The 26,094-nt window shown below is 61.2% G+C and carries 22 protein-coding genes and 1 pseudogene; 13 read left to right on the top strand and 10 right to left on the bottom strand.

Annotated features, from left to right (window positions below):
- Nucleotides 1–34: 34 nt before the first annotated feature.
- Both NKJ90_RS24525 and NKJ90_RS24530 read left to right on the top strand, forming a co-directional pair.
- The gene (locus tag NKJ90_RS24525; protein ID WP_031261120.1) at nucleotides 35–895 is read left to right on the top strand and encodes a TIGR01459 family HAD-type hydrolase; all 861 of its coding nucleotides are present in this window, start codon (nucleotides 35–37) and stop codon (nucleotides 893–895) included.
- 6 nt (nucleotides 896–901) lie between these two features.
- A complete protein-coding gene (locus tag NKJ90_RS24530) occupies nucleotides 902–1,882 on the top strand; it encodes a bifunctional riboflavin kinase/FAD synthetase (protein ID WP_023762297.1) in 981 nt (326 codons plus the stop codon).
- Nucleotides 1,883–1,940: 58 nt separating this feature from the next.
- Here NKJ90_RS24530 and NKJ90_RS24535 read toward each other — a convergent pair whose 3' ends face one another.
- Entirely contained in the window at nucleotides 1,941–2,495 is a 555-nt protein-coding gene (locus NKJ90_RS24535) for an HdeD family acid-resistance protein (RefSeq protein ID WP_023762298.1), read from the bottom strand.
- Nucleotides 2,496–2,686: 191 nt separating this feature from the next.
- Here NKJ90_RS24535 and NKJ90_RS24540 point away from each other — a divergent pair, with 191 nt between their 5' ends.
- The 3 genes from NKJ90_RS24540 to NKJ90_RS24550 all read left to right on the top strand — a co-directional run bounded on the left by NKJ90_RS24540 (nucleotide 2,687) and on the right by NKJ90_RS24550 (nucleotide 7,655).
- Nucleotides 2,687–3,493 (top strand): MipA/OmpV family protein, encoded by an 807-nt coding sequence (locus NKJ90_RS24540; RefSeq protein ID WP_023762299.1) that lies wholly within the window; start codon nucleotides 2,687–2,689, stop codon nucleotides 3,491–3,493.
- Nucleotides 3,494–3,799: 306 nt separating this feature from the next.
- Nucleotides 3,800–6,763: an isoleucine--tRNA ligase gene (ileS, locus tag NKJ90_RS24545; RefSeq protein WP_031261123.1), complete on the top strand. Its 2,964-nt coding sequence runs from the start codon at nucleotides 3,800–3,802 to the stop codon at nucleotides 6,761–6,763.
- Between the two features lie 211 nt (nucleotides 6,764–6,974).
- Nucleotides 6,975–7,655, top strand: coding sequence for a hypothetical protein (locus NKJ90_RS24550; protein WP_023762301.1), 681 nt, complete (start codon nucleotides 6,975–6,977; stop codon nucleotides 7,653–7,655).
- Between the two features lie 47 nt (nucleotides 7,656–7,702).
- Here NKJ90_RS24550 and NKJ90_RS24555 read toward each other — a convergent pair whose 3' ends face one another.
- Nucleotides 7,703–8,152, bottom strand: coding sequence for a nucleoside deaminase (locus NKJ90_RS24555; protein ID WP_031261124.1), 450 nt, complete (start codon nucleotides 8,150–8,152; stop codon nucleotides 7,703–7,705).
- 240 nt (nucleotides 8,153–8,392) lie between these two features.
- Here NKJ90_RS24555 and NKJ90_RS24560 point away from each other — a divergent pair, with 240 nt between their 5' ends.
- The 5 genes from NKJ90_RS24560 (at nucleotide 8,393) to NKJ90_RS24580 (ending at nucleotide 14,831) form a co-directional block, all read left to right on the top strand.
- Entirely contained in the window at nucleotides 8,393–10,507 is a 2,115-nt protein-coding gene (locus NKJ90_RS24560; protein WP_023762303.1) for a pseudouridine synthase, read from the top strand.
- A 13-nt stretch (nucleotides 10,508–10,520) separates the two neighbouring features.
- A complete protein-coding gene (gene rsmD, locus NKJ90_RS24565) occupies nucleotides 10,521–11,075 on the top strand; it encodes a 16S rRNA (guanine(966)-N(2))-methyltransferase RsmD (protein ID WP_031261126.1) in 555 nt (184 codons plus the stop codon).
- Between the two features lie 114 nt (nucleotides 11,076–11,189).
- Entirely contained in the window at nucleotides 11,190–12,578 is a 1,389-nt protein-coding gene (locus NKJ90_RS24570) for a M16 family metallopeptidase (protein WP_031261128.1), read from the top strand.
- 22 nt (nucleotides 12,579–12,600) lie between these two features.
- Nucleotides 12,601–13,971 (top strand): M16 family metallopeptidase, encoded by a 1,371-nt coding sequence (locus tag NKJ90_RS24575; protein WP_156938625.1) that lies wholly within the window; start codon nucleotides 12,601–12,603, stop codon nucleotides 13,969–13,971.
- Complete coding sequence (locus tag NKJ90_RS24580; protein ID WP_023762307.1) at nucleotides 13,968–14,831, top strand: patatin-like phospholipase family protein; 864 nt, start codon at nucleotides 13,968–13,970, stop codon at nucleotides 14,829–14,831. The genes NKJ90_RS24575 and NKJ90_RS24580 overlap by 4 nt, the downstream gene beginning before the upstream one ends.
- 228 nt (nucleotides 14,832–15,059) lie before the next feature.
- Here the strand turns inward: NKJ90_RS24580 and NKJ90_RS24585 are convergent, their stop codons facing one another.
- From NKJ90_RS24585 to NKJ90_RS24620, 8 genes are all read right to left on the bottom strand, one after another.
- Entirely contained in the window at nucleotides 15,060–15,668 is a 609-nt protein-coding gene (locus tag NKJ90_RS24585) for an ATP-dependent DNA ligase (protein WP_023762308.1), read from the bottom strand.
- A 232-nt stretch (nucleotides 15,669–15,900) separates the two neighbouring features.
- A complete protein-coding gene (locus NKJ90_RS24590; protein WP_352487069.1) occupies nucleotides 15,901–16,239 on the bottom strand; it encodes a slr1659 superfamily regulator in 339 nt (112 codons plus the stop codon).
- A gap of 17 nt (nucleotides 16,240–16,256) precedes the next feature.
- Nucleotides 16,257–16,817 (bottom strand): slr1658 superfamily regulator, encoded by a 561-nt coding sequence (locus NKJ90_RS24595; RefSeq protein WP_352487070.1) that lies wholly within the window; start codon nucleotides 16,815–16,817, stop codon nucleotides 16,257–16,259.
- A gap of 2 nt (nucleotides 16,818–16,819) precedes the next feature.
- Nucleotides 16,820–19,186, bottom strand: coding sequence for a SpoIIE family protein phosphatase (locus NKJ90_RS24600; protein ID WP_352487071.1), 2,367 nt, complete (start codon nucleotides 19,184–19,186; stop codon nucleotides 16,820–16,822).
- Complete coding sequence (locus NKJ90_RS24605; protein WP_352487072.1) at nucleotides 19,183–20,361, bottom strand: methyltransferase domain-containing protein; 1,179 nt, start codon at nucleotides 20,359–20,361, stop codon at nucleotides 19,183–19,185. The genes NKJ90_RS24600 and NKJ90_RS24605 overlap by 4 nt, the downstream gene beginning before the upstream one ends.
- Nucleotides 20,358–20,882 (bottom strand): ubiquinone biosynthesis methyltransferase UbiE, encoded by a 525-nt coding sequence (locus tag NKJ90_RS24610; RefSeq protein WP_352487089.1) that lies wholly within the window; start codon nucleotides 20,880–20,882, stop codon nucleotides 20,358–20,360. Before NKJ90_RS24610 ends, NKJ90_RS24605 begins: the two co-directional genes overlap by 4 nt.
- A gap of 173 nt (nucleotides 20,883–21,055) precedes the next feature.
- Entirely contained in the window at nucleotides 21,056–22,798 is a 1,743-nt protein-coding gene (locus NKJ90_RS24615; RefSeq protein ID WP_502904946.1) for a putative bifunctional diguanylate cyclase/phosphodiesterase, read from the bottom strand.
- Between the two features lie 306 nt (nucleotides 22,799–23,104).
- The gene (locus tag NKJ90_RS24620; protein ID WP_352487073.1) at nucleotides 23,105–24,247 is read right to left on the bottom strand and encodes a helix-turn-helix domain-containing protein; all 1,143 of its coding nucleotides are present in this window, start codon (nucleotides 24,245–24,247) and stop codon (nucleotides 23,105–23,107) included.
- A gap of 233 nt (nucleotides 24,248–24,480) precedes the next feature.
- On the opposite strand from NKJ90_RS24620, the gene NKJ90_RS24625 reads away from it, so the two are divergent.
- The 3 genes and pseudogenes from NKJ90_RS24625 to NKJ90_RS24635 all read left to right on the top strand — a co-directional run.
- Nucleotides 24,481–24,783, top strand: coding sequence for a hypothetical protein (locus NKJ90_RS24625; protein ID WP_352487074.1), 303 nt, complete (start codon nucleotides 24,481–24,483; stop codon nucleotides 24,781–24,783).
- A gap of 118 nt (nucleotides 24,784–24,901) precedes the next feature.
- Nucleotides 24,902–25,132 carry a hypothetical protein gene (locus NKJ90_RS24630; protein WP_031260381.1) on the top strand — a complete coding sequence of 77 codons (231 nt, stop codon included), beginning with the start codon at nucleotides 24,902–24,904 and terminating at the stop codon, nucleotides 25,130–25,132.
- A 442-nt stretch (nucleotides 25,133–25,574) separates the two neighbouring features.
- Nucleotides 25,575–25,927: pseudogene (locus NKJ90_RS24635) on the top strand (adenylate/guanylate cyclase domain-containing protein); the annotation flags it as partial.
- Nucleotides 25,928–26,094 lie beyond the last annotated feature (167 nt).

Here is a 26,094-nt window from a genome sequence, read left to right on the forward strand (position 1 = left end):
GGTGCTCGTGGTGATCATGACTGAAGGAAATGGCATGGCGGATTCGCCTGAAATCATCGGCTCGCTCGAAGACGTGTCGAAGACCTATTCGGCAATCCTGTGCGATGTCTGGGGCGTGGTCCACAATGGCGAGAGCCATTTCCCGGTGGCGGCCTCGGCGCTTGCGAGGGCTCGAGACGTAGAAATCCCCGTCGTCCTGATCACCAATTCGCCGCGCAGAAGTGCCGATGTCGTGGCGCAGATGAACGCGATCGGCGTTCCACTATCAGCCTACGACCGGGTGGTCACGTCAGGCGACGTGACCCGAGATTTGATCGCCGAGGGCCCGCGCAAGATTTTCCATATCGGCGCCGACCGTGACTTCACCCTCTATGAAGGTCTCGACGTCGAACTTGTCGAGGAATTCGAGGCGTCCGGCGTCGTCTGCACCGGTCTATTCGATGACGAGGTTGAGAAGCCCGAGGATTACGCCGAGCTTCTGCGGCGGCTGCGCGCCAGGAACCTGCCCTTCATCTGTGCAAATCCTGACATCGTGGTCGAGCGTGGCGAACGCCTCATCTGGTGTGCCGGCGCGCTGGCACGCGATTATGCCCAACTCGGCGGCCGCACATTGATCGCCGGAAAACCCTACGCGCCGATCTACAACGTCGCCATGAAGGAGGTTGTGGAGCTTCTCGGCCGGCCGGTCGAGCGCGGCCAGGTGCTGGCCATCGGCGACGGCATGATGACGGATGTGAAGGGCGCCGCCGACAATGGCTTCGACGTTCTCTATGTCTCCGGCGGTATCCATGCCCGTGACTATGGCGATGCACTGCAACCGGATCCGGCAAGGCTGGCGGCCTTCCTGGAAAAGCATGGATATCGTCCGGTGGCCGTCATTCCCAGACTGCGGTAGGTGACTATGGCAGCTTTCCAGCACATTCTCGCAACCGAACCGCTGCCCGCCGACCTGCGCGGCGGCGTGGTGGCGATCGGCAATTTCGATGGCGTCCATCGCGGTCATCAGGCGGTGCTCGAGCGGGCATTGACTGAAGCCGGGCGGCGCGGGGTGCCGGCCCTGGTGCTGACATTTGAACCGCACCCGCGCAAGATTTTCAGGCCTGATATACCGTTGTTCGTGCTGACGCCGCCGCCGATGAAAGCGCGGCTCCTGTCCCTGCTGGGTTTTGCCGCGCTCGTCGAACAGCCGTTCACACGCGACTTCGCCTCGCTGTCGGCAGAAGCATTCGTGACCGATGTGCTGGAAAAGAACCTTGGCATAACCCACTCCGTGACCGGGTTCGATTTCCATTTCGGCAAGGATCGTCAAGGCGGTCCGGCCTACCTGATGGCAGCCGGCGAGCGTCACGGCTTCGGCGTAACGCTCGTCGACGCCTTCCGTGACGAGGGCGCCGAGGTGATCTCGTCCAGCCGCATCCGCGGGTTGCTGAGCGAGGGCGAGGTGGCCGAGGCTGCCGGACTGCTCGGCTATCGCTTCACCGTCGAAAGCGAGGTGGTCGGCGGCCAGCAACTCGGCCGCACACTTGGCTTTCCGACCGCGAATATGAGGCTGTCAGCCGAAGCCGCCCTCAAGGAGGGCATCTATGCCGTCAGCTTTCGCCGCGCTGATGGCACGCTTCACGATGGTGTCGCCAGCTTCGGCCGTCGCCCGACGGTTGACGACAATGGTGCGCCGCTGCTGGAAACCTTCGTCTTTGATTTCTCCGGGGATCTCTATGGCGAGATCTGCCGAGTTTCCTTCTTCGGGTTCCTGCGCCCCGAGGTGAAGTTCGAAGGGCTCGACGCGCTGGTCGCGCAGATGAAGCGCGATGAAGCCGAGGCGCGCACGCTGCTTGCCGGCGTCAAACCGCTCTCCGACCTTGACGCAGCCATAGCCTTTTGAAGCATGATCCCGAAAAGTGGGAGCCAGTTTTCGGACCAGATCATGCGCAAACGGGACACTACCTTTTCAGCGCCAAACCGACGGCAATAAAGGTCCAGCCTTGGAAGATCAGGTCGATCGCCAGGAAGAGCCCGAGCACCCACAGGCTGTTGACCGGCCAGCCCATGGCGATGATCAGGCCGGCAAGTGCGCTGACGACACCGGCCGCAACGACCCAGCCCCAGCCGCGTTGCGGCCGGTGGCTGTAGCCGACCCATGCCCTGAGCACGCCTGACGCGACCAGCGCGATCGCCAGCAGGAACGTGAGCACCGCCGAGGCAAGCAGCGGATTGTTGAAAGCGAAGAAGCCTGCGACGGCATAGAGCAATCCGCTGAGCAGCCAATAGAAGAAGCGGCCCCACGTCTTGACCCCGAACGCATGCACGATCTCGATGACGCCCGCCACCAGCATCAGCCATCCCACGACATAGACCGAAGCCACAGTGGCGATGAACAGATTGCCGAATGCAATGCCGCCGAAGATGAGCAGCAGCACGCCGAGCGCGACAAACCACCCCCATTTTGTCCGGGTCTGTTCGATCGCGATTTTCAAGGCGTCGCCATTCAGGGTCATTGTCGCGGTCTCCACCAAGGGCTGCGGGATGCTGCCGGACGTTAGTCCCGGCGCCGGTCAGCGTCCAGTCGATGGCCGGCAGTGAGGGATCGTCGCAAACCCAGCCGATGTCTCGGGTTTAAATCAAATTTTACCAAACGGCCGTCAAAGCTGTCATCGGTAACGGTGTGCGTCGTGTTAGTGGAGTGGCCATGAGTCCGGTCGGAAAAATCTCTCTGGTGTTGGCCGCAGCGCTGCTCGGTTGGGCGGGCACTGCCAATGCGGGCGAGGGCAACTGGTTGTCCGGTGACTGGTATCTGACAGTTGGCGCCACGGGCATGGTGGCGCCGAACTTCGAGGGCGGCAAGAAGTACCTGCTCAGCGCTTCTCCGATCATCTCGTTGGGCAAGGCCGGACCGGCGGCACGCTTCACCTCGCGCAACGACAACATCTCGCTGGCGCTGGTCGACGATGGCAGTGTCCGTGCCGGCCTGACCGGCAAGTTCCTGTTTTCCCGTGACGATGACAACGCCGATGAACTGAAGGGCCTCGATCCGGTGCGCTGGGGCGGCGAGGCTGGCGGCTTCTTCGAATTCTATCCGACCGATTGGCTGCGTGCCCGCGCCGAACTTCGCCACGGCATTCGCGCTCACAACGGCTTTGTCGCCGACATCGCTGCCGACGCCTTCTACGATGTGACGCCAACCCTCAGGATTTCGGGCGGTCCGCGCGTTTCCTTCGCCTCGGCCAACTATTTCGACGCCTATTATGGCGTCAATGCGCAGGAAGCCGTGGCCTCGGGCCTTAGCGAATATCACCCCGGTGGCGGCCTGAAATCGACCGGCCTCGGCGGCGCCATAACCTGGAAGGTGACCGAGCCGATGACCGCCAGCCTGTTTGGCGAATATTCGCGCCTGATGGGACCGGCCGCCGATTCCAGCCTGGTCAAGGAACGCGGCGACCGCAATCAGTTCATGATCGGCGTGTCGACCACCTATCGCTTCGATTTCACGATGTAAGTGAATCGAACGAGACGCTTTATTCCTGCGCTCATCTCCGCTAAAAGCCGGGGCATGACGAGCTTTTCGCGCCTTTGCAGGCTGACGATACGAATTATGAGCCCGGTGTTCCGGGCGGCCTGAACGGTCGCCGGAGCCGCCGGGAATGTTGCGCGCGGCCTCTCGCGCTTTTTCCAGATCATAAGGCATGTCGCCCAAAAGTGGCCCCGGTTTTGGGAAAACGACATGCGCAAAAAGTATAGTTCAACGCCCGAGCTCCTTTGCTGCCGGGCAAATGCACATGGCAGACCAATGACCGATACAGCGATGACCGACACCAAAGAAACGATCGATTATTCCAAGACGCTTTATCTGCCGCAAACGGATTTCCCGATGCGCGCCGGCTTGCCGGAGAAGGAGCCGCTGCTGGTCAAGCGCTGGCAGGATATGGACCTCTACCGCAAGCTGCGCGAAAGTGCTGCCGGCCGCACGAAATACGTGCTGCATGACGGCCCGCCCTACGCCAACGGCAACATCCATATCGGCCACGCGCTGAACAAGATCCTCAAGGACGTCATCACCCGCTCGTTCCAGATGCGCGGCTATGACTCGAACTATGTGCCCGGCTGGGATTGCCACGGTCTGCCGATCGAATGGAAGATCGAGGAGCAGTATCGCGCCAAGGGCAAGAACAAGGACGAGGTGCCGGTCAACGAATTCCGCAAGGAATGCCGTGAATTCGCCGCGCATTGGATTTCGGTGCAGGGCGGTGAGTTCCAGCGGCTCGGCGTCATCGGCGACTTCAAGAATCCCTATACGACGATGGCATTCCACGCCGAGGCGCGCATCGCCGGCGAGCTGTTGAAATTCGCCATGTCGGGCCAGCTCTATCGCGGCTCGAAGCCCGTGATGTGGAGCGTGGTCGAGCGCACGGCGCTTGCCGAAGCCGAGGTCGAGTATCAAGACTATGAGTCCGACACGATCTGGGTGAAGTTTCCGGTCGCCAGCCTCGTCCGCCCAATCGAAGGGGGCGAGACCAAACTGACGGAAGGAGCGCTCGATCTGCTGCAGGCCCATGTCGTCATCTGGACGACGACGCCGTGGACGATCCCGGGCAACCGGGCAGTCAACTATTCGCCGCGCATCAGCTACGGCCTCTACGAGGTAACGGCGGCCGAGAACGCGTTCGGCCCGCAGCCGGGTGAAAAGCTGATTTTTGCCGATGCATTGGCCGAAGACTCCTCGGCCAAGGCCAAGGTCACCCTGGATCGATTTCGCAGCGTTTCGGCGCAAGAGCTTGGAAGCCTTACGCTTTCGCATCCGTTCAAGGGGCTTGGCGGCGGCTACGAATTTGCCGTGCCGATGCTCGTCGGCGACCATGTCACCGACGACGCCGGCACCGGCTTCGTCCACACAGCTCCCGGTCACGGCCGCGAGGACTTTGACGCCTGGATGGATGCGGCGGTGGATCTGCGCGCACGCGGCATCGACAGCGCCATCCCGTTCACCGTCGACGACGGCGGCTTCTTCACCAAGGACGCGCCGGGTTTCGGACCGGACCGCGAGGGTGGACCGGCGCGCGTCATCGACGACAACGGCAAGAAGGGCAATGCCAACCAGGCCGTCATCGACGAGCTGATCAAGCGCAATGCGCTGTTCGCGCGCGGCCGAATGAAACACTCCTACCCGCATTCCTGGCGGTCGAAGAAGCCGATCATCTTCCGCAACACGCCGCAATGGTTCGTCTATATGGACAAGGATCTCGGCGACGGCTCGACGCTGCGCAGCCGCGCGCTGAAAGCGATCGACGACACCCGTTTCGTGCCCGCCGCCGGCCAGAACCGCATCCGCGCAATGATCGAGGAGCGCCCCGACTGGGTGCTGTCGCGCCAGCGCGCCTGGGGCGTGCCGATCGCCGTCTTCGCAGATGCCGACGGCAATGTGCTGAAGGACGAGGCGGTCAACCAGCGCATCATGGACGCATTCGAGAAGGAGGGTGCCGACGCCTGGTTCGCCGCCGGCGCCAGGGAACGCTTCCTCGGCAATCACGATGCTTCCAGGTGGATGCAGGTGATGGACATCCTGGACGTCTGGTTCGATTCGGGCTCGACCCACGCGTTCACGCTGGAGGATCGTCCGGATCTGAAATGGCCGGCCGACGTCTATCTCGAAGGCTCCGACCAGCATCGCGGCTGGTTCCACTCCTCGCTGCTGGAAAGCTGCGGCACCAGGGGCAGGGCGCCTTACGACACCGTCGTCACCCATGGCTTCACCATGGACGAGGACGGCCGCAAGATGTCCAAGTCGCTTGGCAACACCGTGGTGCCGCAGGACGTCATCAAGCAGTCGGGCGCCGACATCCTGCGCTTGTGGGTGGTGACGACGGACTATTGGGAGGATCAGCGCCTCGGCAAGAATGTGCTGCAGACCAACATCGACGCCTACCGCAAGCTGCGCAACACCATCCGCTGGATGCTGGGCACGCTTGCCCATGACGATGGCGCGGAGGTGCCGCTGGAGAAAATGCCGGAGCTGGAGCGGCTGATGCTGCACCGGCTCTCCGAGCTGGATGAGATCGTGCGCGCGGGCTATGACGCCTTCGAATTCAAGCGCATCACCCGCGCACTGCTCGATTTCATGGTGGTCGAACTGTCGGCCTTCTACTTCGACATCCGCAAGGACGCGCTCTACTGCGACGCGCCGTCGAGCGTGAAGCGTAAGGCTTCGGTGCAAGTGGTGCGCCATCTCTTCGACTGTCTGGCGAAATGGCTGGCTCCGATGCTGCCCTTCACCATGGAAGAGGCCTGGCTTGACCGTCATCCTGACGCCGTCTCGCTGCATCTCGACCAGTTCCCGCAAATCCCGGCGGACTGGAAGAACGAGGCGCTGGCCGAAAAGTGGCGCAAGGTGCGGCAGGTGCGACGCGTCGTCACCGGCGCGCTGGAGATCGCGCGCGCCCAGAAGGTGATTGGGTCGTCGCTGGAGGCGGTGCCGGTCGTCACCATCAACGATGCGGCACTCGAAGCGGCGATATCGGATGTCGACATGGCCGAGATGGCGATCACCAGCGATCTGGTAATCGCTCATGGCCAAGCGCCTGCGGGAGCCTTCACGCTTGACGACGTCAGGGGTGTCGCCGTGGTGGTCGAAAAGGCCGAGGATCGCGGCCTGGTGAAATGCGCACGCTCCTGGCGCTACACCGCGGATGTCGGTCAGGATCCGGAATTCCCCGACGTTTCGGCGCGCGATGCGGCGGTGCTGCACGAATTGAAGGCGCTTGGCCGGCTTTAACAGGCCGGCCAGCCAGGTTGATGTGTGCACAAATGCCACGCCGGGCGGGCGAAAACCGCCCGCGCGTTGCCCTTAACGACTGGTTGAGGTAAACACGCGAAACTCCGGAAGACAAATTGTCGCCGGATTTCAGTCGCAAGTGCTTGGACGATGGGGACCGGTCATAACGCCGGTGGCAATCGAGAGGCTGTCTAGAGTGGGACTTTTTGGCATGACCGAGAGATATAAAGCGCGCCTGGCGCTGCTGGCGCCGCTTGTCGCATCGGGCCTGGCTTTGTCCGGCTGCATGGGCTCTCCGACCTATGGCACCGACAAGACCGCCGGCGAACAGCTGGCTGGCGATCTGACCGGCGCCTTTTCGATCGCGCCGAAGCACAAGGAACAGATCGATTACAAGCCGCGTCCGACGCTGGTGAAACCGGTGCCAGGCCAGAAGGAAGCGCTGCCGGCGCCGCAGGACAACATCGAGACGGCGAGCGCCGAATGGCCCGAATCGCCCGAGCAGCGCCGCGCCCGCTTGCGCGCCGACGCCACCGCCCACCAGAACGACCCGGCTTACCAGTCGGAGATCGTCGACGATGTGCAGACCGACCCGGCCTCGGTGAAGAAGGCAATGGCGGATTCAGGCTCGAGCCACCCGCCGGCGTGGAGCCCAGCCGATTCAGACAAGGGTCGCGCCGCCGAGATCCAGCGCCGGCTTGCCGACAGCAAGCAGGGCGACCCGAACACCCGCAAATATCTGAGCGAACCGCCGGTGCAGTATCGTGTCGCAGCCGGCACGGCGCCGCAGAACGAGCTTGGCGAGGACGAGTACAAGAAGGAACGCCGCCTGAAGAAAGAGGCGGAGGGCAAGAAGGGCAGTGGCTGGTTCGACTGGCTGCCGTCGCTCTAAAAACGGACGGTCTGCGTTGCCTGCCGCTGACGGGCCTTGCGCCCGGTTCAGCCGCGCCGTTCCTCGAAAAATCCTTTGAGCAATAGGGCCGCTTCGGTCTCGCCGATGCCTGGATAGATGTCGGGCGTGTGGTGGCAGGTTGGCGAGGCGAAGAAGCGCACGCCATTGACCACCGCGCCGCCTTTGTCATCGGCGGCGCCGAAATAAAGCCGGCGCAGCCGGGCAAAGGAAATAGCGCCGGCGCACATGGCGCACGGCTCCAGCGTTACATAGAGATCATGGCCGGTCAGCCGCTCGGCTGACAGCTTGCGGCAGGCTTCGCGGATGACCAGCATCTCGGCATGCGCCGTGGGGTCGGCAAGCTCGCGGGTGCGGTTGCCGGCACTGGCAATGACCGTGCCGCCGTTGGCGATGACGGCGCCGACCGGCACTTCGCCGCGCAAGGCTGCCGCTTCCGCCTCTTTCAGCGCCATCGCCATGAAATCCGGTCGCTTCACTCGGTGTCCAATCCGATTATCTCCTCGCCACCCCAGGCTTTTGGTTTTCGTTTGTCTTGCCGGAAAACCGGTCTCCACTTTTCCCTGACAAACTCTGATGATCCTGTTATTGAGCGCATCAACCCGAAAATCGGACTCGATTTTCGGAAATGATCATGCGCCAAATCAAAGTGCTACAGCGTTCGTTGCGCGCCCGAGAGGATGCGCCACGCTGTAGCAGCGCAAACGGACAAAGGCCACATGGACGACAACGACAAGAAATTCCGACCCAAAAAGGGTCCGGCCAGGAGCGGCTCGAAAGCGGCGGGACCCCGCGGCCGTGATGGCGCCGCCGGCAAGGGCGGCAAGCCGTCCTTTGGTGCCAAGAAACCTTACGCTCCCCGCGGCGATCGGCCGACGGCTGCCGAGGGCGAGCGGCCGAAGCGCGACTTCAAGGGCGGCGACAGGCCATTCAGCAAAGGACCGCGTCCCGAAGGCAAGCCTTTTGAGAAGCGTGAGGGACCACGCAAGCCCTACGCACCGCGTGGCGACCGTCCGATGGCGACTGAAGGCGAGCGCAAGCCGTATGAAAAGCGCGAAGGACCACGCAAGCCCTACGCACCGCGCGGCGGCCGGCCGATGGCGGCTGAAGGCGAACGGCCGAAGCGCGACTACAAGCCGCGCGAAGCCGGTGAGGGTGACGCTCCGCGCGGTGAGAGACCATTCCACAAAGGCCCGCGCCCCGAAGGCAAGCCCTATGAGAAGCGCGAAGGGCCACGCAAACCCTATGCGCCTCGTGGCGACCGCCCGGCTGCAGGGGCAGGCGGCGAAAAGCGCTTCGACCGTCCCAAGCGCGATTTTGGCGACCGTGCGCCGCGCGACGCCGCCGATCGACCGAAGCGCGATTTCGCTGATCGCCCCAAGCGCGATTTCAGCGATCGTCCCAAGCGCGACTTCAGCAATCGGCCGCAAACTGCATCCGGCGCCGGCTTCAGGCCGCGCCCGCATTCCGCGGAAGCGACGGAAGAGGCAGGCGAACGCATCGCCAAACGGCTGGCGCGCGCCGGCCTGGCCTCGCGCCGTGATGCCGAGGAGCTGATCGCCGCCGGTCGCGTCAAGGTCAATGGCCGCGCCCTGACGTCGCCGGCCTTCAATGTGATGCCTGATGACATCATCCATCTCGACGGCATGGAAATCCCGCCGATCGAGCGCACCCGCCTGTTCCTGTTCCACAAGCCGGCAGGCGTGGTCACCACCAACCGCGATCCCGAGGGTCGCAAGACCGTCTTCGACGTGCTGCCGGCCGAACTGCCGCGGCTGATGACCATCGGCCGGCTCGACATCAACACCGAAGGGCTGCTGCTGCTTACCAATGATGGCGGCCTTTCGCGCGTGCTCGAACTGCCGGCCACCGGCTGGCTGCGCCGCTACCGCGTGCGCGTCCACGGCAAGGTCGAGGAGAGCGCGCTTGCCGGCCTGCGCGAAGGCATTGCCGTCGACGGCGTCTTTTACGGCGCCATCGAAGCGACGCTCGACCGTGAGCAGGGTACCAATGCCTGGCTGACGATCGGCCTGCGCGAGGGCAAGAACCGCGAGGTCAGGAACATCCTCGGCTCGCTCGGCCTTGATGTGACGCGGCTGATCCGCATCTCCTACGGTCCGTTCCAGCTCGATGACCTCGCCGAGGGCCATGTGCTGGAGATCAAGGGCAGGGTGCTGCGCGACCAGCTTGGCGAGCGCCTGGTCGAGGAATCCGGCGCCAATTTCGACGCCGAGGTTACCAAGCCGTTTTCCAACAAGCCGGTGCGTCGCACCGAAATCCGCGAGCCGGAGCCGGAACGGCCAAAATTCACCCGTGACGGCGAGCGCCGTCCGATCGGCGAGGGCGGTTTGATCAAGAACCGCAAACGCCGCGAAGGCAGCCGCGACGAGGCATTGGGCAAACTGTCGACCAGTCCCGACAGAAGCTCCGGACCGGAAAAGAGTTTCGGCGAACGCGGCCCGCGGCCCGAGCGCAGCTTTGGCGACAAGCCCCGCGGCAATTTTGGCGACAAGCCGCGCGGCGGCTTTGGCGACAAACCGCGTGGTGCTTTTGGCGGCAAGCCCGGTGGCAAGAAATCCGAGCGCGAGCAGCGGCCGATCGAGCCGCCCGGCCAGCGCAAGGCCAATGTCTGGATGGCGCCGGGCGCGCGGCCGATCGGCAAGGGCAGGGCTGAAGCCGACGCCGCCAAGGCCGCTGACGCCAAGGCGCGCAAGGCGTCGTTCAAGCCGTCCTACGGCAACCCGGCCGGCGCAAAACCATTCGGCAAGCCGAGAGGCGAGCCGGGCGGCGACGAGCGGCCGCGCGGCGGCCCGAAGGGTCCCAGAACGAAATGAGGCCCAAAGCGAGATGAGAATCGTCGGCGGTGAGTTTCGCGGGCGTCCCTTGGCGACGCCTCGCTCAAGCGCCATCCGTCCGACGACCGATCGCACCCGCGAGGCCGTCTTCAATGTGCTGGCGCATCGCTTCGCGGAGAAACTGGACGGAGCGCGCGTGCTCGACCTGTTCGCCGGCACCGGTGCGCTCGGGCTGGAAGCACTGTCGCGAGGTGCGTCTTACGGCGTCTTCATCGAGGAATCGGCCGAAGGCCGCGGCCTGATCCGCGACAATGTCGAGGCCTTCGGCCTGACCGGCCGTACCAAGATCTTCCGCCGTGATGCCACCGGCCTCGGCGAGGCCGGCACGCTTGCGCCCTTCGGCCTCGTCTTCGCCGACCCGCCCTACGGCAAGGGTCTTGGCGAGCGTGCCCTGCAGTCGGCCAAGGCCGGCGGCTGGCTCCGTCCCGGCGCGCTGTGCGTGGTCGAGGAGGCCGCAGTGGCGCCCTTCGAGCCAGGCCCCGGCTTTTCCGTGCTGGATGAGCGCAGTTATGGCGAGACCGTGATCCGCTTCATCGAGGCGGGCTGATAGCTTTTGACGCCCGGCCTCTTTGCCGCCGCCTTTGACGGCAAGATGGCCAACAATTCACTTTGCTTGTGGTCCATACCCTGCCTATCGTCTGCCAAGGAAATCGGAGCATTGATGACATCTAGAGCTGAATGGCTGCGCGGGACTCTGCTGGCGACCTCGCTGGCTTTCGTCATGACCGGTCCGGCGCTGGCCGAGAGCCTCGTCTTGCCCGATACGATTCCAGCCACGTTCAAGGTCACGGATTTCCTGCTCGACAACGGCTTGGAGGTCGTCGTCATTCCCGACCACCGCGCGCCGATCGTCACCCATATGGTCTGGTACAAGATCGGCAGCGCCGACGAGCCGCCGGGCAAGTCCGGCATTGCCCATTTCTTCGAGCACCTGATGTTCAAGGCGACGACCCATCATGCGGCCGGCGAGTTCGACCGCGCCGTCTCAGACATCGGCGGCTCCAACAACGCCTTCACCTCTTACGACTACACGGCCTTCCATGAGACGGTTGTGCCGTCGGCGCTCGAGCTGATGATGAGCTTCGAGGCCGACCGCATGCGCAACCTCATCCTTACCGACGATGTCATCAAGACCGAGCGCGACGTCATCCTCGAGGAGCGCCGCTCGCGCATCGACAACAATCCCGAGGCGGTGCTGGACGAGGAGGTCGACGCCACGCTGTGGCAGAACCAGCCCTATCGCATTCCGGTCATCGGCTGGATGCAGGAAATGCAGCAGCTGAACCGCACCGACGCCACCGCCTTCTATGACAAATACTACCGGCCCAACAACGCCGTGCTGATCGTGGCCGGCGATGTCGAACCTGACACGGTGCGGGCGCTTGCCGAAAAGACCTATGGCAAGGTCGCGCGCGGCCCCGATTTGCCGCCGCGCATCCGCCCGGTGGAACCGGAGCAGAACACCAGGCGCACGGTAACGCTCGCCGATGCCCGCGTCAGCGTGCCGAGCTTTTCCACCCAATGGGTGGTGCCGTCCTATCATTCGGGCAAGCCGGGCGAGGCGGAAGCGCTCGATCTGCTGGCGGAAATCCTCGGCGGCGGCAACCGCAGCCGGCTCTACCAGGCACTCGTCGTGCAGCAAGGCATCGCCTCCAACGCCGGCGCCTATTTCCAGGGCACCATGCTCGACGACACCAATTTCACCATCTACGGCTCGCCGCGCGGCGATGCCAAGCTCGTCGATATCGAGGCGGCGGTCGATGCCGAAGTGGCTCGCATCGTCAGGGATGGCGTGACGCCCTCGGAACTGGCAAAGGCCAAGGACCGCTATATCAGGTCGATGGTCTTTGCCCGCGACAAGCAGGATTCCATGGCCAACATCTACGGCTCGACGCTGGCCACCGGCGGCAATGTGCAGGACGTCCAGCAATGGCCGGATCGCATCGGCAAGGTCACCGCCCAAGACGTCAAGGCCGTCGCCGCGCGCTATCTGGTGCTTGCCCGGTCGACGACCGGTTATCTCTTGCCGCAGCAACAGGCGGGGAATTGATTTGATGACGAACACGAACGCGATGCACGCCGGCGCGCCCTTACCTTCTCCCACAAGAGGAGAAGGAAGAGCGCTCGCCGCCCTCGTAACCCTCTTCCTCTCCATCGTCTTCCTGATCCTGCCGGCACTCACGGCGCGCGCGATGGACATCCAGTCCGTCACCTCGCCAAAGGGCATCACCGCTTGGCTGGTGGAGGACTATTCCGTGCCGGTCGTCGCCATCCGTTTCGTCTTCGGCGGTGGCTCGACGCAGGATCCGCCGGGCAAGGAAGGGTTGGCCAACCTGATGACCGGCCTGTTCGACGAAGGCGCCGGGCCGCTGGACTCGGAAGACTTCCAGATCAAGCTCGACGATGCCGGTGCCGAGATGAGTTTCGAAGAGAGCCGCGACGGCACCTACGGCTCGATGCGCATGCTGGCCGAGCAGCGCGACGAGGCGTTCGACCTCCTGCGGCTGGCGGTCAACGAGCCGCGCTTCGACCAGTTGCCGATCGACCGCATCCGGGCTCAGATACTGTCCGGCATCATCGCCGGCGAGAACGACCCCGATACGGTAGCGCAGAGCAAATGGGCGCGGGCACTCTACGGCGACCATCCCTATTCCCGCTCGGACGAGGGCACCAGGGAGAGCATCGCCACCATCAAGCCGGACGACCTGAAAGCCCTGCACAGGGCGGTGTTCGCGCGCGGCGGCCTGCATGTCGCCGTGGTTGGCGCCATCGACCCCGAGACGCTGAAGAAGAAACTCGACATGGTGTTTGGCGGCCTGCCGCAAAACCAGGCGCTCGCTCCCGTGGCCGATATCGACCCCAAGCTGGCGCAGCATGTCGAGGTCGACTACGACCTGCCCCAGACCTCCCTGCAACTCGCCTATCCCGGAGTGAAGCGCAAGGCGGCGGATTTCTTTCCCGCCGTGCTGATGAACGAGATCCTCGGCGGCGGCACCTTCACCTCGCGCCTGTTCCAGGAGGTGCGCGAAAAGCGGGGGCTGGCCTATAGCGTCAACTCCTCGCTGATCAACCAGGACCACGCCAATGCGCTGATCGTCAGCACCGGGACCCGCTCGGACCGGGCGGCCGAGACGCTGGGTGTCGTCCGCGATGTGGTCGAGCAACTCGCTGATGAAGGCCCGACCGAAGCGGAGTTGGCGGCGACCAAGAAATACATGATCGGCGCCTACGCCATCAACAACCTGGATTCGTCGAGTGCCATTGCCTCGACGCTGGTCGAGCTGCAGCTCGACGGTCTCGGCATCGACTACATGCAGCGCCGCGCGAGCTACATCAACGCGGTGACGCTCGACCAGGTCAAGGCGGCGGCGAAAAAGCTGCTGACCGCAGAGCCGACCATCATGGTCATCGGCCCGAAACTGGCAGGGGCCGGCAAGGGATGAGCCCGACCTTCGGCATCGCCTTCGGCGGCGGCGGTGCGCGCGGGCTGGCGCATATCCATGTCATCGAGGCGCTGGACGAACTGGGCATCAGGCCCGTGGCGATTGCCGGCTCGTCGATCGGCGCCATCATGGGCGCCGGCATGGCCGCTGGAATGACCGGCAAGGACATCCACGACTATGCCCGCGCGATCCTCGGCCGCCGCGCCCAGGTGGCGAGCCGCATGTGGCGGGCGAGGCCGGGCACGATCGCCGAAGCCATGCAGGTCCGCGTCAGCCAGTTCAACGTCGAACGCATCCTGAAGGCCTTCCTGCCCGAAGCCATTCCCGAAACTTTTGCCGAGCTCAAAATTCCGCTGAAGGTGACGGCGACGGACTATTTCGGCCACAAGCTGGCCGTCTTCGACGATGGCGACCTGCACTCGGCACTGGCGGCGTCAGCGGCCATACCCGCCGTGTTCCGCCCGGTCATGCGCGACGGCAGGCTGCTGATCGACGGTGGCATCTACAACCCCGTGCCCTTCGACCTGATCGAGAACGATGCCGACATCATCATCGGCGTCGACGTCGTCGGCGCGCCGGTAGAGCTCGACCGCAAGCACCCAACCACCGTCGACCTGATATTCGGCGCCACGCAGCTGATGATGCAGTCGATCATCGCCAACAAGCTGAAGCAATGCCGCCCCGACATCCTGGTCCGCCCGGCGGTGTCGAAATACCGCGTGCTCGATTTCCTGAAGATCGATGCCCTGATGAACGAGACGGTGGATATCAAGGACGAGCTGAAGCGGCAGGTGGAGAAGGCTGTGGAGGCGCGGGCTGATGCCGCCGTCAAAGCGAGGCGGGGAAAGCTGATCGGGTGAAGATGGTGGCGTGCCGGTAAGGCCTGACGCCTATTCTGCTTGCGGACCTGGCTTAAGCGAACAAAAGGCGACATATGGGAACGGTCGCGTTTGACCCGATGCGGCCATGGGCGAGTTCACGACCGAACGGCGGCAATGCGTCTGATGTCGGTCATTCCGGCCGACTTGACCGCGTAATTGCTGGCGCCATCCTGAGGTCGTCGTTACGCCAGAAGCGGTCGTCGAAGCTCAGAAATCGGGTCCCTCGAAATATCTGGCCTTCAGCCATGTATTCGACAGTCCGCTCCTGTAGCAGCTGTCGGCGCGCTTCGAGATAATGCTTTCAAGCCCCACCTTTTCGAGGGCGCGGAAAATCGCTAGCGCACTGCCCTCGAAATGCTCGCTGTACTGGATCTTGCCGGGGCCGTGCTCAACCAGTTGCCACAGCGCCTGCTTGCGCTGCAGCAACGGCAAGGAGTCTAGATTGCGACCGTCGAGATGGAGGATGTCGAGCGCGACGAACACCAGCCGGCCCGGTTCGTTCCAGATCGCGGCTTCGAGCGAAGGGCGATCGGGAGGGCCCTGCTCGCCTGGCACAATGATCTCGCCGTCGATAATGGCAGCCCGGCATGGCAGCTCGACAGCCAGCGCGATAGGCCAGTATTTCGTGGTCCAGTCGCCGCCGTTCTTGCTGTAAAGACGCACGCCGCCTTTATCGATGATGACCTGCGTTCGGTAGCCGTCAAGATTGACCTCGTGAAGCCATCCCTCATCTTCGGGCGGCTCCTCGACCCGAGTCGGGATCTGCGGCGGAATGAACTCCAGCCGGCCGCCGTTCACCTTGGCATGCTTACTCAATGACGCCACCTTTGATCGCGCAGCGGCGGCTGATCGGCACAGGCAGCCCGTCGTCTCCCCAACCTGGACGCCTGCCGCCTGTGCCGAGCCCCCGCCGAGCCATTGCGAGCATCTGCGCGTCAGGCCGAATTGTCGTTAGCTTCGCATCCACATACTTGTCCTGGCGTACATATCTCGCTCGTTGCGGCGGTCTGGAACCAGGCAGTGTTTTGGCTAATTTCGAGCGAGCTGATTAGTCCATCAAAAGCACCACAGCAGGATGCAACTTCTTCAGATTCGGCAATGATTTCGATTGCCAGGGTATGTCGGGCGTTCCACGCACGACGAGTCGAACACCGGGATGCTTGCGCACCTCGATGGTAAATTTCGCCAGCAGGTTGATGCCGGAAGAGTTGAGAAAGTGGAGGTCCTTCAGATTGAGCGTAATGGAAGCGGGATTCGAGGCAAGCACACTGGTCGCCAACGCCGTGACAGGCGCACCGGCGTCGGAACTGGCAAGCCGCATTGCACCGTCGAAGAAAATTTCGCTTCCTTCATTCCATACGCGGTAGTCGTCTGTCTTGATTTCCATAGCTAGCTTCGTTTCATTTAGTTGTGAATTTGCGAGATCGGAATGGAGGCATATGTCTCCACGCAAATCCGATCGCTTTCGTCGGCGGCGCTGAATATCCAAGCCAGGCGCGCGCCGTAGTCGCTCATCAACGTCAGCAATCCAACTCCGGAGCCTCCTACGTCGGGGTTCGCGGCATTGGCCTCAATTCGCTGTATCAGCAGGTCCATGGGGTCGCCAACCGTGATGTCCGCCAGGAGACTTTGGAACTCGGACGCATCTTCACCATCGACGTCATTCGACACCTTGAGCTTGAAGCATTCCGAATCCATCGACGCCTCGATCAAGATCTCACCCGGTGCGCGAAACTTGACGGCATTTTCGATGAGTTCGTTGACCAGATATCCAATGCTGTGCCGCACTTCCATGTAGTCATTGCGGGACGACCGGAAGCGCAACGCGAAAAGATCGGCGATGAAGTCCGAGGTCGTGGCACAATGACGCCAACTCAAGTCGAGAGGTCCGTCGAACAGCCGCACGCGACTGACGCTCTCCTTCATCCCAGTTGCAACGTCAGGGGTCCCGAACAGCGTTGTCATGGCTATGTGTGCCTTATGATCACGAGGGTGATGTCGTCGTGGATCTTTTGGATCCCGATATGGGCCATCAGATCGTCGATGATGCCGGTCTTGATGTCCTCGGCGCTGCTGCCGCGACGCTTTTGTGCGCTCTCGCAGAGGCGCTCGAATCCGAACAATTTTCTGTCTTGGTCTTCCGCCTCGGTCACTCCGTCCGTGTGCAGCACGATCACGTCGCCGCTCCCGAACACGATGTCGCGCGTGGCGATGAACTTCGAGATGTCATTCTCTAGGCCAACCGGCAGACCCAGATCCATCGTGTCGATACGTTCGACGTCCCCGTCCGCACGCACGACGAGAACGTCCTCATGCTGGCCGGATAGCGTTACCCGCTCATCCTCGAAGTCAAGGAAGGCCAGCGAGAGATGCTTGCCGGTGTTCGTCCGCTCGATGTTCTTGTAGATCGCTCTGTTCAGCCGATCCAGAAACTGGTGCGGATCCCTTTCGTTGGTCTCCTGCAGCGCGCGTGCAACGGATTGGACCATGAGCATCAGCACGCCGCTCTCAAGACCATGACCGGTCACGTCGCCGATGCCGATTTTGACTCGTGACCCGTTCTGCAGGACGTCATAATAGTCACCGCCGACCTCGTCGGCCGGCCGCATGTAGGCCGCGATCTCCAGCCCTGGAATCGCTTCGAGTTCGAATTGTTTCGGCAGGACCATCATCTGTATCTGCCTAGCGACCGCGAGTTCGGCGCCAAGGCGGACGTTCTCATCCTGCAGCTTTTCGTTGAGTGCGGAAATCTCCTGATTGGCATCCCCGAGTTCCCGAGTTCGTTCGTCGACGATTTGCTCGAGGTTTTCCGTGTGAAAGCTGATCTGCTCGGCCATCCGGTTGAAAGCGATCCCTGCCGCTCCAACCTCGTCGCGCGTTGGAATGCTCACGCGGACCGAATAATCTTTGGACTGTAGCCGCTGGGCGGCGCTGGCGAGCGCCCTGAGACCTGCGGTGATCCGCTTCGAAATTCCGAGCACGGCGGCAAAAACTATCAGAAGCGAAACGACGATCGCAGCGATCTGAAAAAGCAGGACACGGTTGGTCGCGCGGGAAATACTGTCCTGCGCGGCGAACAGGGACGCATAGATCTCCCGTTCGGGAACGACGATCCCGACCGACATCGTTTCGGACTTGATCGGTCCTGAACTCCACAGATTGGTTGGCTTCAATCTTTTGAGGACAACAATGTAGGGTACGTGTTCGCCCTTATCGTCGAGCATGATATGCTGAATCACGCCGTCATTGTTCTGGTCGAGAGGCAGCACTGCGATAGCCGGCTGCGTGCTTCCCCGCAGTGACCTCTCCAGGCCAGTGACGCCTTGGCTGCCCGCATCGCTCGATGACGTCAGGCCGATGATTGCCTGGCCCGACGGATTGATCGCCAGCACGTTGCCAGTCGACATCGTGAGAAAGCCGAACCCGGTTTCAGCGATCTTCACGCGTTCGACGACTTCCGCGAGTTGGTCGAGAGTGATGTCTGCTCCCGCTGTACCGGCAATACCGGTGTGATCACGCGTCCACAGCGGATGGAAAAAGCTGACGATCAGCTTTCCCGTGATTGCATCGGTGTAGGGCGCCGTCTGGGTAATGTCATCGGGCACCGGCCGAGAGGCCGGATCCCTACCCCATTGCTGCCACGACCCGTAGATACCCGGAAAGAAGAACTCCCAGAATTCCGCCTTGTTGTGGCCCGGATAGAGCTTGTCGAAGGTCTGTGCCTGGTCCGTATACGGTACGGTCCTAAATATCGGCCGTTCTTTTGGACCAATATAATACATCTGCAGTTTGGATGACCCGCTGGCCATTAGCGTCGGCGCAACGAGGTCTAGGACGGTGCTGTCTTCTATTGCCTGCTGGACGCTTGGCAGCGGACTGTGGTCGGCGCCCAGCAGGTAGCCCCAGACGCTGACCACGGACGGCGCGCCCGGCAGGTTCTGTGCCCAATCGCCCTGCGCGTCATAGACCACCTTTACCGAGCCGGGCGCTTGCTGCGAAAGGGTGGCTCCGACCTGTTGCTGCCTGCTTGGATCGTCGATCTGGGCCTGCAGCACGCCGGCCAACGCCTTGACGTCCCCATGAACTCGATCGAGCAGCAGGTCGACGCTCAGCGCTGTCGATTGGGCATAGGAACGAATGTATTCCTGGTTTGCGGTCGTCAGGCCCTCACCGACTTCCGATGTGGCATCGCGCGACAGCTTTTGAACGTTCCAAAGCGCCAGGCCACCGCTCAAAAGGAGGTCGAACAGCACGGCGCCGCCAACGACCAACACGAATTTCGCTCGAAACGAGCGCAAGCCGAAGCGCGGCGTTCCCTCATCGGCGGCTTTCATTGCGGCCGTCGCCCCGATGCGACCCAGATCGGCCAACCCGCATAACCCTTGGGGTGGAGCGCAGCGAAAATGTGGTCCTCGAAGCCCTGCCGAAAGCGCGTGACGAACTCCGGCCCATCGCCGCGTCTGGTCGCCATCTCGCCCGCATAGACATCCGCCCAGGCTGCAATGACATCGGCGAAGTCCTGCGGATCGCCGTCCAGGTTAGTGACCATGAAGGTCTCCACAAGGATGTCTTCGAATCCAGCTTCCACCAGGTATCGCCGACTCTTGGGCCCAAGCTCGACGTCCATCTCGAAATGCCCGAACAGCTTCGCCACCTCGTCGTAGGTCCAGCGAATGCTTTCGCCGCGCGGCTCGCCGAGGCAATGCGAATTCTTTTCGTTCGTGATATAGACCCGACCGCCTGGCTTGCAGATGCGGTAGAGCTCCTTGAGGATGAGTTCAGGTCGATTGAAGATTTGCAGGGAATGTCGGCAGGTGACCAAGTCGAACTGCGCTTCGTCGAGCAGCATCTCCGACGCATCGCCATACGTATATTCGATGCCTCGGATGTCGAACTCCCGCATCACTCGTCGAGCATAGTTCAGGCTTGATCTGGAGTGGTCGAGGGCGACGATGCGTGATGGCTGGAACTCCTTCTGCGCGAGCACAGCGAAATCGCCGATCCCGCAACAGATGTCGGCCATGACGATCCCGGGCCTCATCCCGTGTCGCGGCAAGATTGCCCGCTCGTGGCGCCATGTCATCTTTGTCTGAGTACGCAGGATCGGCACGAACCCGCCTTCCTCAAGAAAGCCCTGCCCCGGATAGAATTCGGTATCATATTCCTCGACGGTGATGTTCGGTTCAATTCCGCTCAGGCGACCGAATTTTCGCGAGGTCCATCCGACGACGCTTGACGTGATGACGACGAATTTGAGATCGGGTCGAGCGCGACAGGCGTCGATGATGATCCTCGAAAAGATGTGAAACGCGGCGTTGTTCATCTGCGTCAGGCGCCTGACATTGACGTAGAGAACGCCGCGCACACGGCCGATCGCATCGCGAAGCAATGCTATGCTGGGCCCAAGCTCATCGATCGCCTGAGGCCGGACCACTCCCGATATGGAGAACTCCTGGTTGTTCGCGTCATATTGCGCCTTAAAGCGCGGGAGAAGGTCGTATGGGCTCAATTTTGCAAGCCCTCGAGCGGAAGATCCAGGACAAGCTTGATTGCATCGCCGTCGGCCTCCTCGATCCAGAGTGTCGCGTTGTAGTCGACAGCCAGTTCCACGAGTATGACCCCGCGGCTCGGCGCGAGATCCCCAGACACCGAATTGAGGTATCGCTCTCTGGCCTCCATTCCTGCAAGTTGCGACACGGCTTCTTCGTAAAATTGGCGCTCCGCCGGCAAGCAAGGAAATGTCAACTCGATCCTATCTGTCGCGCCATGGCGAGACACCCTGCATGCCAGTTCGCCATCGGCATGGCGCGTGCGAAAGGCGACTTCGAGCAATTCGTTGAAGGCGGAGGAAAAAAGATTTGAATGCCGGACCGAGTCAGACCTGTTCTGACTGATCATCCGGGCCATGTATGTCGAGACATAATCGCAGTGTCTCCAGGCTGAGACAAAAGCTTTGATTCCCATGTCGATCTGGATCATGGGTTCAAAGGTCGGTCCGCCGTCAGCCAAGTCATGATGAACAGGTCCCATCGGCATCCTCACTTGTTGCTTCAGCATTGAACCCCGCGGGGTGATGGCCTCCGCGACGAAAAACTTCAACGCCCGTGGTCAGGCAGTCTGGCACCGACTTGAACAATTGCGCGGTATTGCCCTCGATCGTTCCACAAATCCCCACTTCATCGTTAGCAAAAGGGTTCGAAGCGCTAGAGCGCCCGATTTGATTCCTGCATCGCTCGTGCCACCCTCGGCGGGGACCGCTTGATGAAATCGCCGATCGCCTCGGCTGGGAGAGGCCGCCCCAGGAAATAACCTTGCAGACAATCGCAATTTTCCTTGATCAGCCACCGTGCCTGTGCCGATGTCTCGACCCCCTCGGCAGTGACATTTATCCCTAGGCCGTGCGCCAGGTTCATGATCGATCGCACGATCGTTTGGCTTTTGAGGTCGGTCTCCAGGTCCGCAATGAAGTACTGATCGATCTTCAGAGTATCGAAGGGAAAGTTCTTAAGATAGCTTAGCGATGAGTAGTATGTTCCAAAATCGTCGAGCGAAATTCGTATTCCCAGGACGTTCAGGGTATTCAACGTATCGATATTGTCGATCGTCTTCTCAAGCAGGACCGTCTCCGTTATCTCAAGTTCAAGTCTGTCGGCTTCGATTCCAACTGCGTCGATGATCTGGGCGATGGTGTCCGTCAGTGAACCGCTAAGGAACTGAGCTGGTGACAGGTTCACCGCGACTGTCAGCGAGGAAGGCCACGTCAATGCCTGGCGACAGGCTTCCTCGAGCACCCATCGTCCAATCTCTTCCATCAGACCGTCGGCTTCGGCGATCGGTATGAACACGTTAGGTGGAATGATTCCGACCTCAGGGTGCCGCCACCGCAGCAGCGCTTCGAAACCGATCACCGACGAGGGGGGCCGAATGAGCGGCTGATACTCCAGATAAAGCTCGCCCCGCTCCAGCGCGGTTCGAAGGCTGCGTCTCAGATTCTCGCGTTGCTCAAGCAAGAGCAGCATCGAACGGTTGAATATTCGAGCGCAGCCGCGTCCATCTGTCTTAGCCGCGTAAAGAGCAATGTCAGCGGCTTTCATCAACTGTTCGCCATCGGTCCCGTGCTCCGGCCCGAAAGCAATTCCGATACTCGAGCCGACGAAGACGGGAATGCCGTTGATGACGAACGGGTTCTTGAACGCGTCGACCAGCGATCCGGCGAGGCGCTCAGCTTCCGCTGGCTGCTCTTTTCCCAATTGAATGACAGCGAACTCATCGCCGGCATACCGGTACGCGGATTCGCCGTCCTGCAGCGCGTCGCGGATACGGCCCGCCGCGAGCTGAAGAAGCGTATCGCCTGCTCCATGCCCAAGCGTGTCGTTGACTGCTTTGAAATCGTCAAGGTCGATCTGCAGCAGGGCGGCTTTCGGCTTCAGTTCACCGAGGGCCGCTAACGCTTGCTGAAGCCGCTCGCCGAATCGCCGCCGATTCTGCAGTCCGGTCAGCATGTCGTGCGTCGCCTGATGGAGCAGAATTACATGCTCTTGCTCGTCCGTCATGGTGCGCCCATCGCGCCCCCTTGATTCAATGATTCCCACACCATTTGCAGTGGCGAAAACAAAAACGGACCGCAGCACTTCGCCCGATGACCGCGGCAAATCGATGCTTGCGGGTGAGCCACCGTGGAACACACGAAGAAATTCGCCGCGATACCTCGCATCGAGGAAGCTCGGGTAGATCTCCCAAAGGGCGGCACCCGGTGTCACCGCGCCTCCGTACACGCCCCTGAGCTTGGTTGCGTAGTGGGTCAGACAGAAGTCGCGGTCGTAGAACGACAAAAGCTCGGTCGTGTTGGCCAAAAGGTCAGCGAGAAGCGCTTCGCCGGGACGTCGAACATCGCTTGAGGAAGGCCCGTCACTCCCCTTGCCGACGCCTGATGCCTCTGGAGCCAAGAGCCACCTCCATAAGCGGCGCGAATCCACGCCGCCAGTTCAAAAATAACATAACTATCAAGTTTGGCAAACTTTTAACTCGCAGTCTTAACAAGTGCGGCATACGGCATAGGTGCAATGCGTGCTCCGCTGTGGTTTTCGACGATAATGATCAACAGTCACAGTTGGTTAATAATTCGGGAATTGTTTCGAATTGGCTATATGATTGATGGCGCGGTAGACGCGGCACGAAATATTCTGGTCCGTGAGGCGGCGTGGCCTTCCCCTGTTTTGAGCCCGCCCCCTCAACCACCGCCAATCTTGTACTCAGCTTCCGAGCGCTTTGAGCCAACCTTCAAAGGAACACGCCTTCTCGTGTTCAGCAAGCGAAACAGAGTGGGCGGGGCGCGGTAACACCACAGTACTGCGACCTTCGCGGGGGCTGTAACCGAATTCCTTGCTGAATGCTCGGCTGAAATTAGCCGCTGAACTAAACCCGAAGGCCTCAGCGATATCGACAATTCGTCGGCTGTCCGCCGGATCGCTAAGCGCAATATGGGCTGCCAGAAGTCGACGACTTTGTATGTAATGGAGAACACCACCGCTCGGTTCGAATAATTGATAGAGACGAGAGCGCGATACGCCGAGCGCTCGGCACATTGAATCGGGTGCCAGATGAGCCGCATCCAGATTGGTTTGGACATATCGACGCGCTCGCTCCATCAGCGCGACACTCGCCAATTGTTCGGCGGCCGCGGCATGTTCCGCCGGAGGCGCGAGGCAGGCAATGATCATGCTGCGTGTTGCGTGTACGATGCGGGGCAGATCTTCAGCCGTGAGACTGCGCAGTCTTGCTTCTATGCTGTTGACATAGTCGACAAAGAGGTTGGCAAAGTTGCCGGACATAATTGAATTGTTCTTTGCGTCGAGGGTTGACGCCGCATCAGAGAACAAATCACGCGGCAGATAGAGAAAGAGGCTTTCCGAGTCCGTTACCCTCCCGCGAAACGGGTAGCCAAGCGATCTGATCTCCAACTTGCCCGGCTGGTTTTCCGCAACGCGGCGATCGACCTCCGTCCATGACCGGCCGCTACGCGGCAAGACGATGTACCAATGATCGATCGAACTGGATCGGAGCTTCGCGGCGGAACGCATGTAGCTATGTGCCGGCGCGCGCTGTTGAACGATCAGCATGCCACCGAGATTCCAGGCTGTGTGGTCGGCGGGGAAACCATCGTCCAGCGATTTGTCGTCCGGCAAACTAACTTCGACAAGCGGCGCCATTTGCGCTTGCCAAGCGGCGAATTGATCCCCTGGCGCCAGCTCGAGCGTTGAAAAGGACAGAGGTTCCAGCGCCGGCGCGAACGATGGAGCGGCCTCATTGCGGGGTTGGTCTTCGCGCGACCAACGACGTCGCTCACGGTCCCGCGGCTGCCTCGCAGGAGCCTCGTCTTGCCTCTTGGTGTCCATCGCGTGGTGCCATATCCGAATCGGGTATGCCCATGCCCCTTTCAATCATGTGGTGTATTTCAGGCATCTGGCAAGGCTGGCGGAACTCCAGTCGACCGAAACGGCGATCACGCTGGATTACAGTAAGAAATGCATTCCGGGATAAGTTTCTGGATGCGAAGATAACGACGCTCCTCAACCTGATGCGTATAAAATCTGGCATCGTGAAATAGTGAGTTGAGGATGTCACCGAAATGACCACAAAGCTCAACGGCGAAGCTCGTCGCAAGGTAATTCTTGAGGGATACGGTAACAATGAGCCGTTGAAAGCTATAGCGGCAAAGATCGGATGCTCGCTGGCCAGTTTGAAAGTCACCGCCAGCAAAATCGGCTGTACACGAACTCCGAAAGAAGCGGCGGAATTTCGACGCGGATTTCAGGTCCCGGAAGACAAGCAGCGAGATTACTACCAGCTTATGACTGCCGGGCAATATAGAGCTCGTGAGTGCGCGCTGATTTTGGGACTCTTAACAGAGCAATCATCAGGTAGCAGGTAAACTGATTCCAATACACCTGTGGACGATATTGTCACCTAAGCATTCCATCGTGACAGCGGTTCATCACTAAAAAGCCCGCCGCAAAGCACGGGCGGCAGGCGCTGAAAGGTTCGCACAGATGCTGCGTCGGCGTTTCAATCACTCCTGCCTCAGCCCTCACGATCTGGCTATTTGCGAACGTGTGTTCGATCGGGTCTGCGCGAATGAACATCTCGACCCTTTAGACCCGGACGCCGAAATCTTGGCGGTGATGGTCGTGGCCATTTTTCAAAATGTTCACACCGGCGAGCGCGAACTGCTGGAGGCGGTCAAGTGTCGTCGGCAAAAGGCTGCGGGAACCGGGCACTAGTATATGTCGCCCAAAAGTGCGCAGCGGTTTTAGTAAAACGAGATGGAAGCAATAACCTAAGGCGTCGCATGAATCCGTTCAGTCACGAAGTTTTAGCCAAGGCACGGGACTTGAAAACCGGCGCGGACACGAGTTCACGGCGGTGCCAATCCCGCTCCATCCGATGGTTGAGATATGCTTCGGAACTTCGGTTTTAGTGCAAACCGACCTCTTAGCCGTGATGTTGGCTGTCGTGTGTGGTCAGGCAGAGAAAATCCCATCTGCTTGAATGCGGGCGCCAGAAGCTGCCATTCCGGTTACGGCCCCCATCAAGTCGCTGACCGCGCTCAGACAGATATGAGATTCTTGCAGTTGAGGAGGGGTTCTCCGTAACTCGGGTTGCGAAGCTCGAATCATAGGAGAACCCCATGCAGGTTTTTGGCCTGCCCGGTCATATTCTACCATGATGGAGCGAGACGAGGCAGGTGCGCATCAGCGGGTGCGCGCCGGTCATAAGGAACTTTTCGAGCCGACAGTGACGCGTCATCATGGCACTATCTTCAGGCTGATGGGCGACGGTCTGCTGGCGGAGTTTTCTTCTGTCATCGAGGCGATGGAATGCGCGGTTTCGTTGCGTAAATATCGCGGCGCGACTAGAACAACTTGCTGAGCCTGGCGGTATCTGGGTTTCGGCGAAGGTCGCGCGAGGTTGAGAAGAAGCTGGCTTTCGGCTTTCAGTCGATGGGCCTGCAGAAGGTCAAGAGCATCGCGGAGCCGGTTGAGGCATACCGTGTTACGACCGACGGCAAGGCCAAGCCCATGCGCACGAGCCGCAGCCGCTCGCGGCTGCCGGCGACAGCGTGGTTGCCTCAACAGGGAAGTTCGAAATCCTCTTGGTTCGCGAATCCCCCTGATTGCACGCTGCGGTGCGATATTCTGCAAGATAGCCACCCAACCACCGACGATAGCCGCATTGCTCTCGA

It is taken from the genome of Mesorhizobium sp. M0051, assembly GCF_040323235.1.
Taxonomy (GTDB): Bacteria; Pseudomonadota; Alphaproteobacteria; order Rhizobiales; family Rhizobiaceae; genus Mesorhizobium.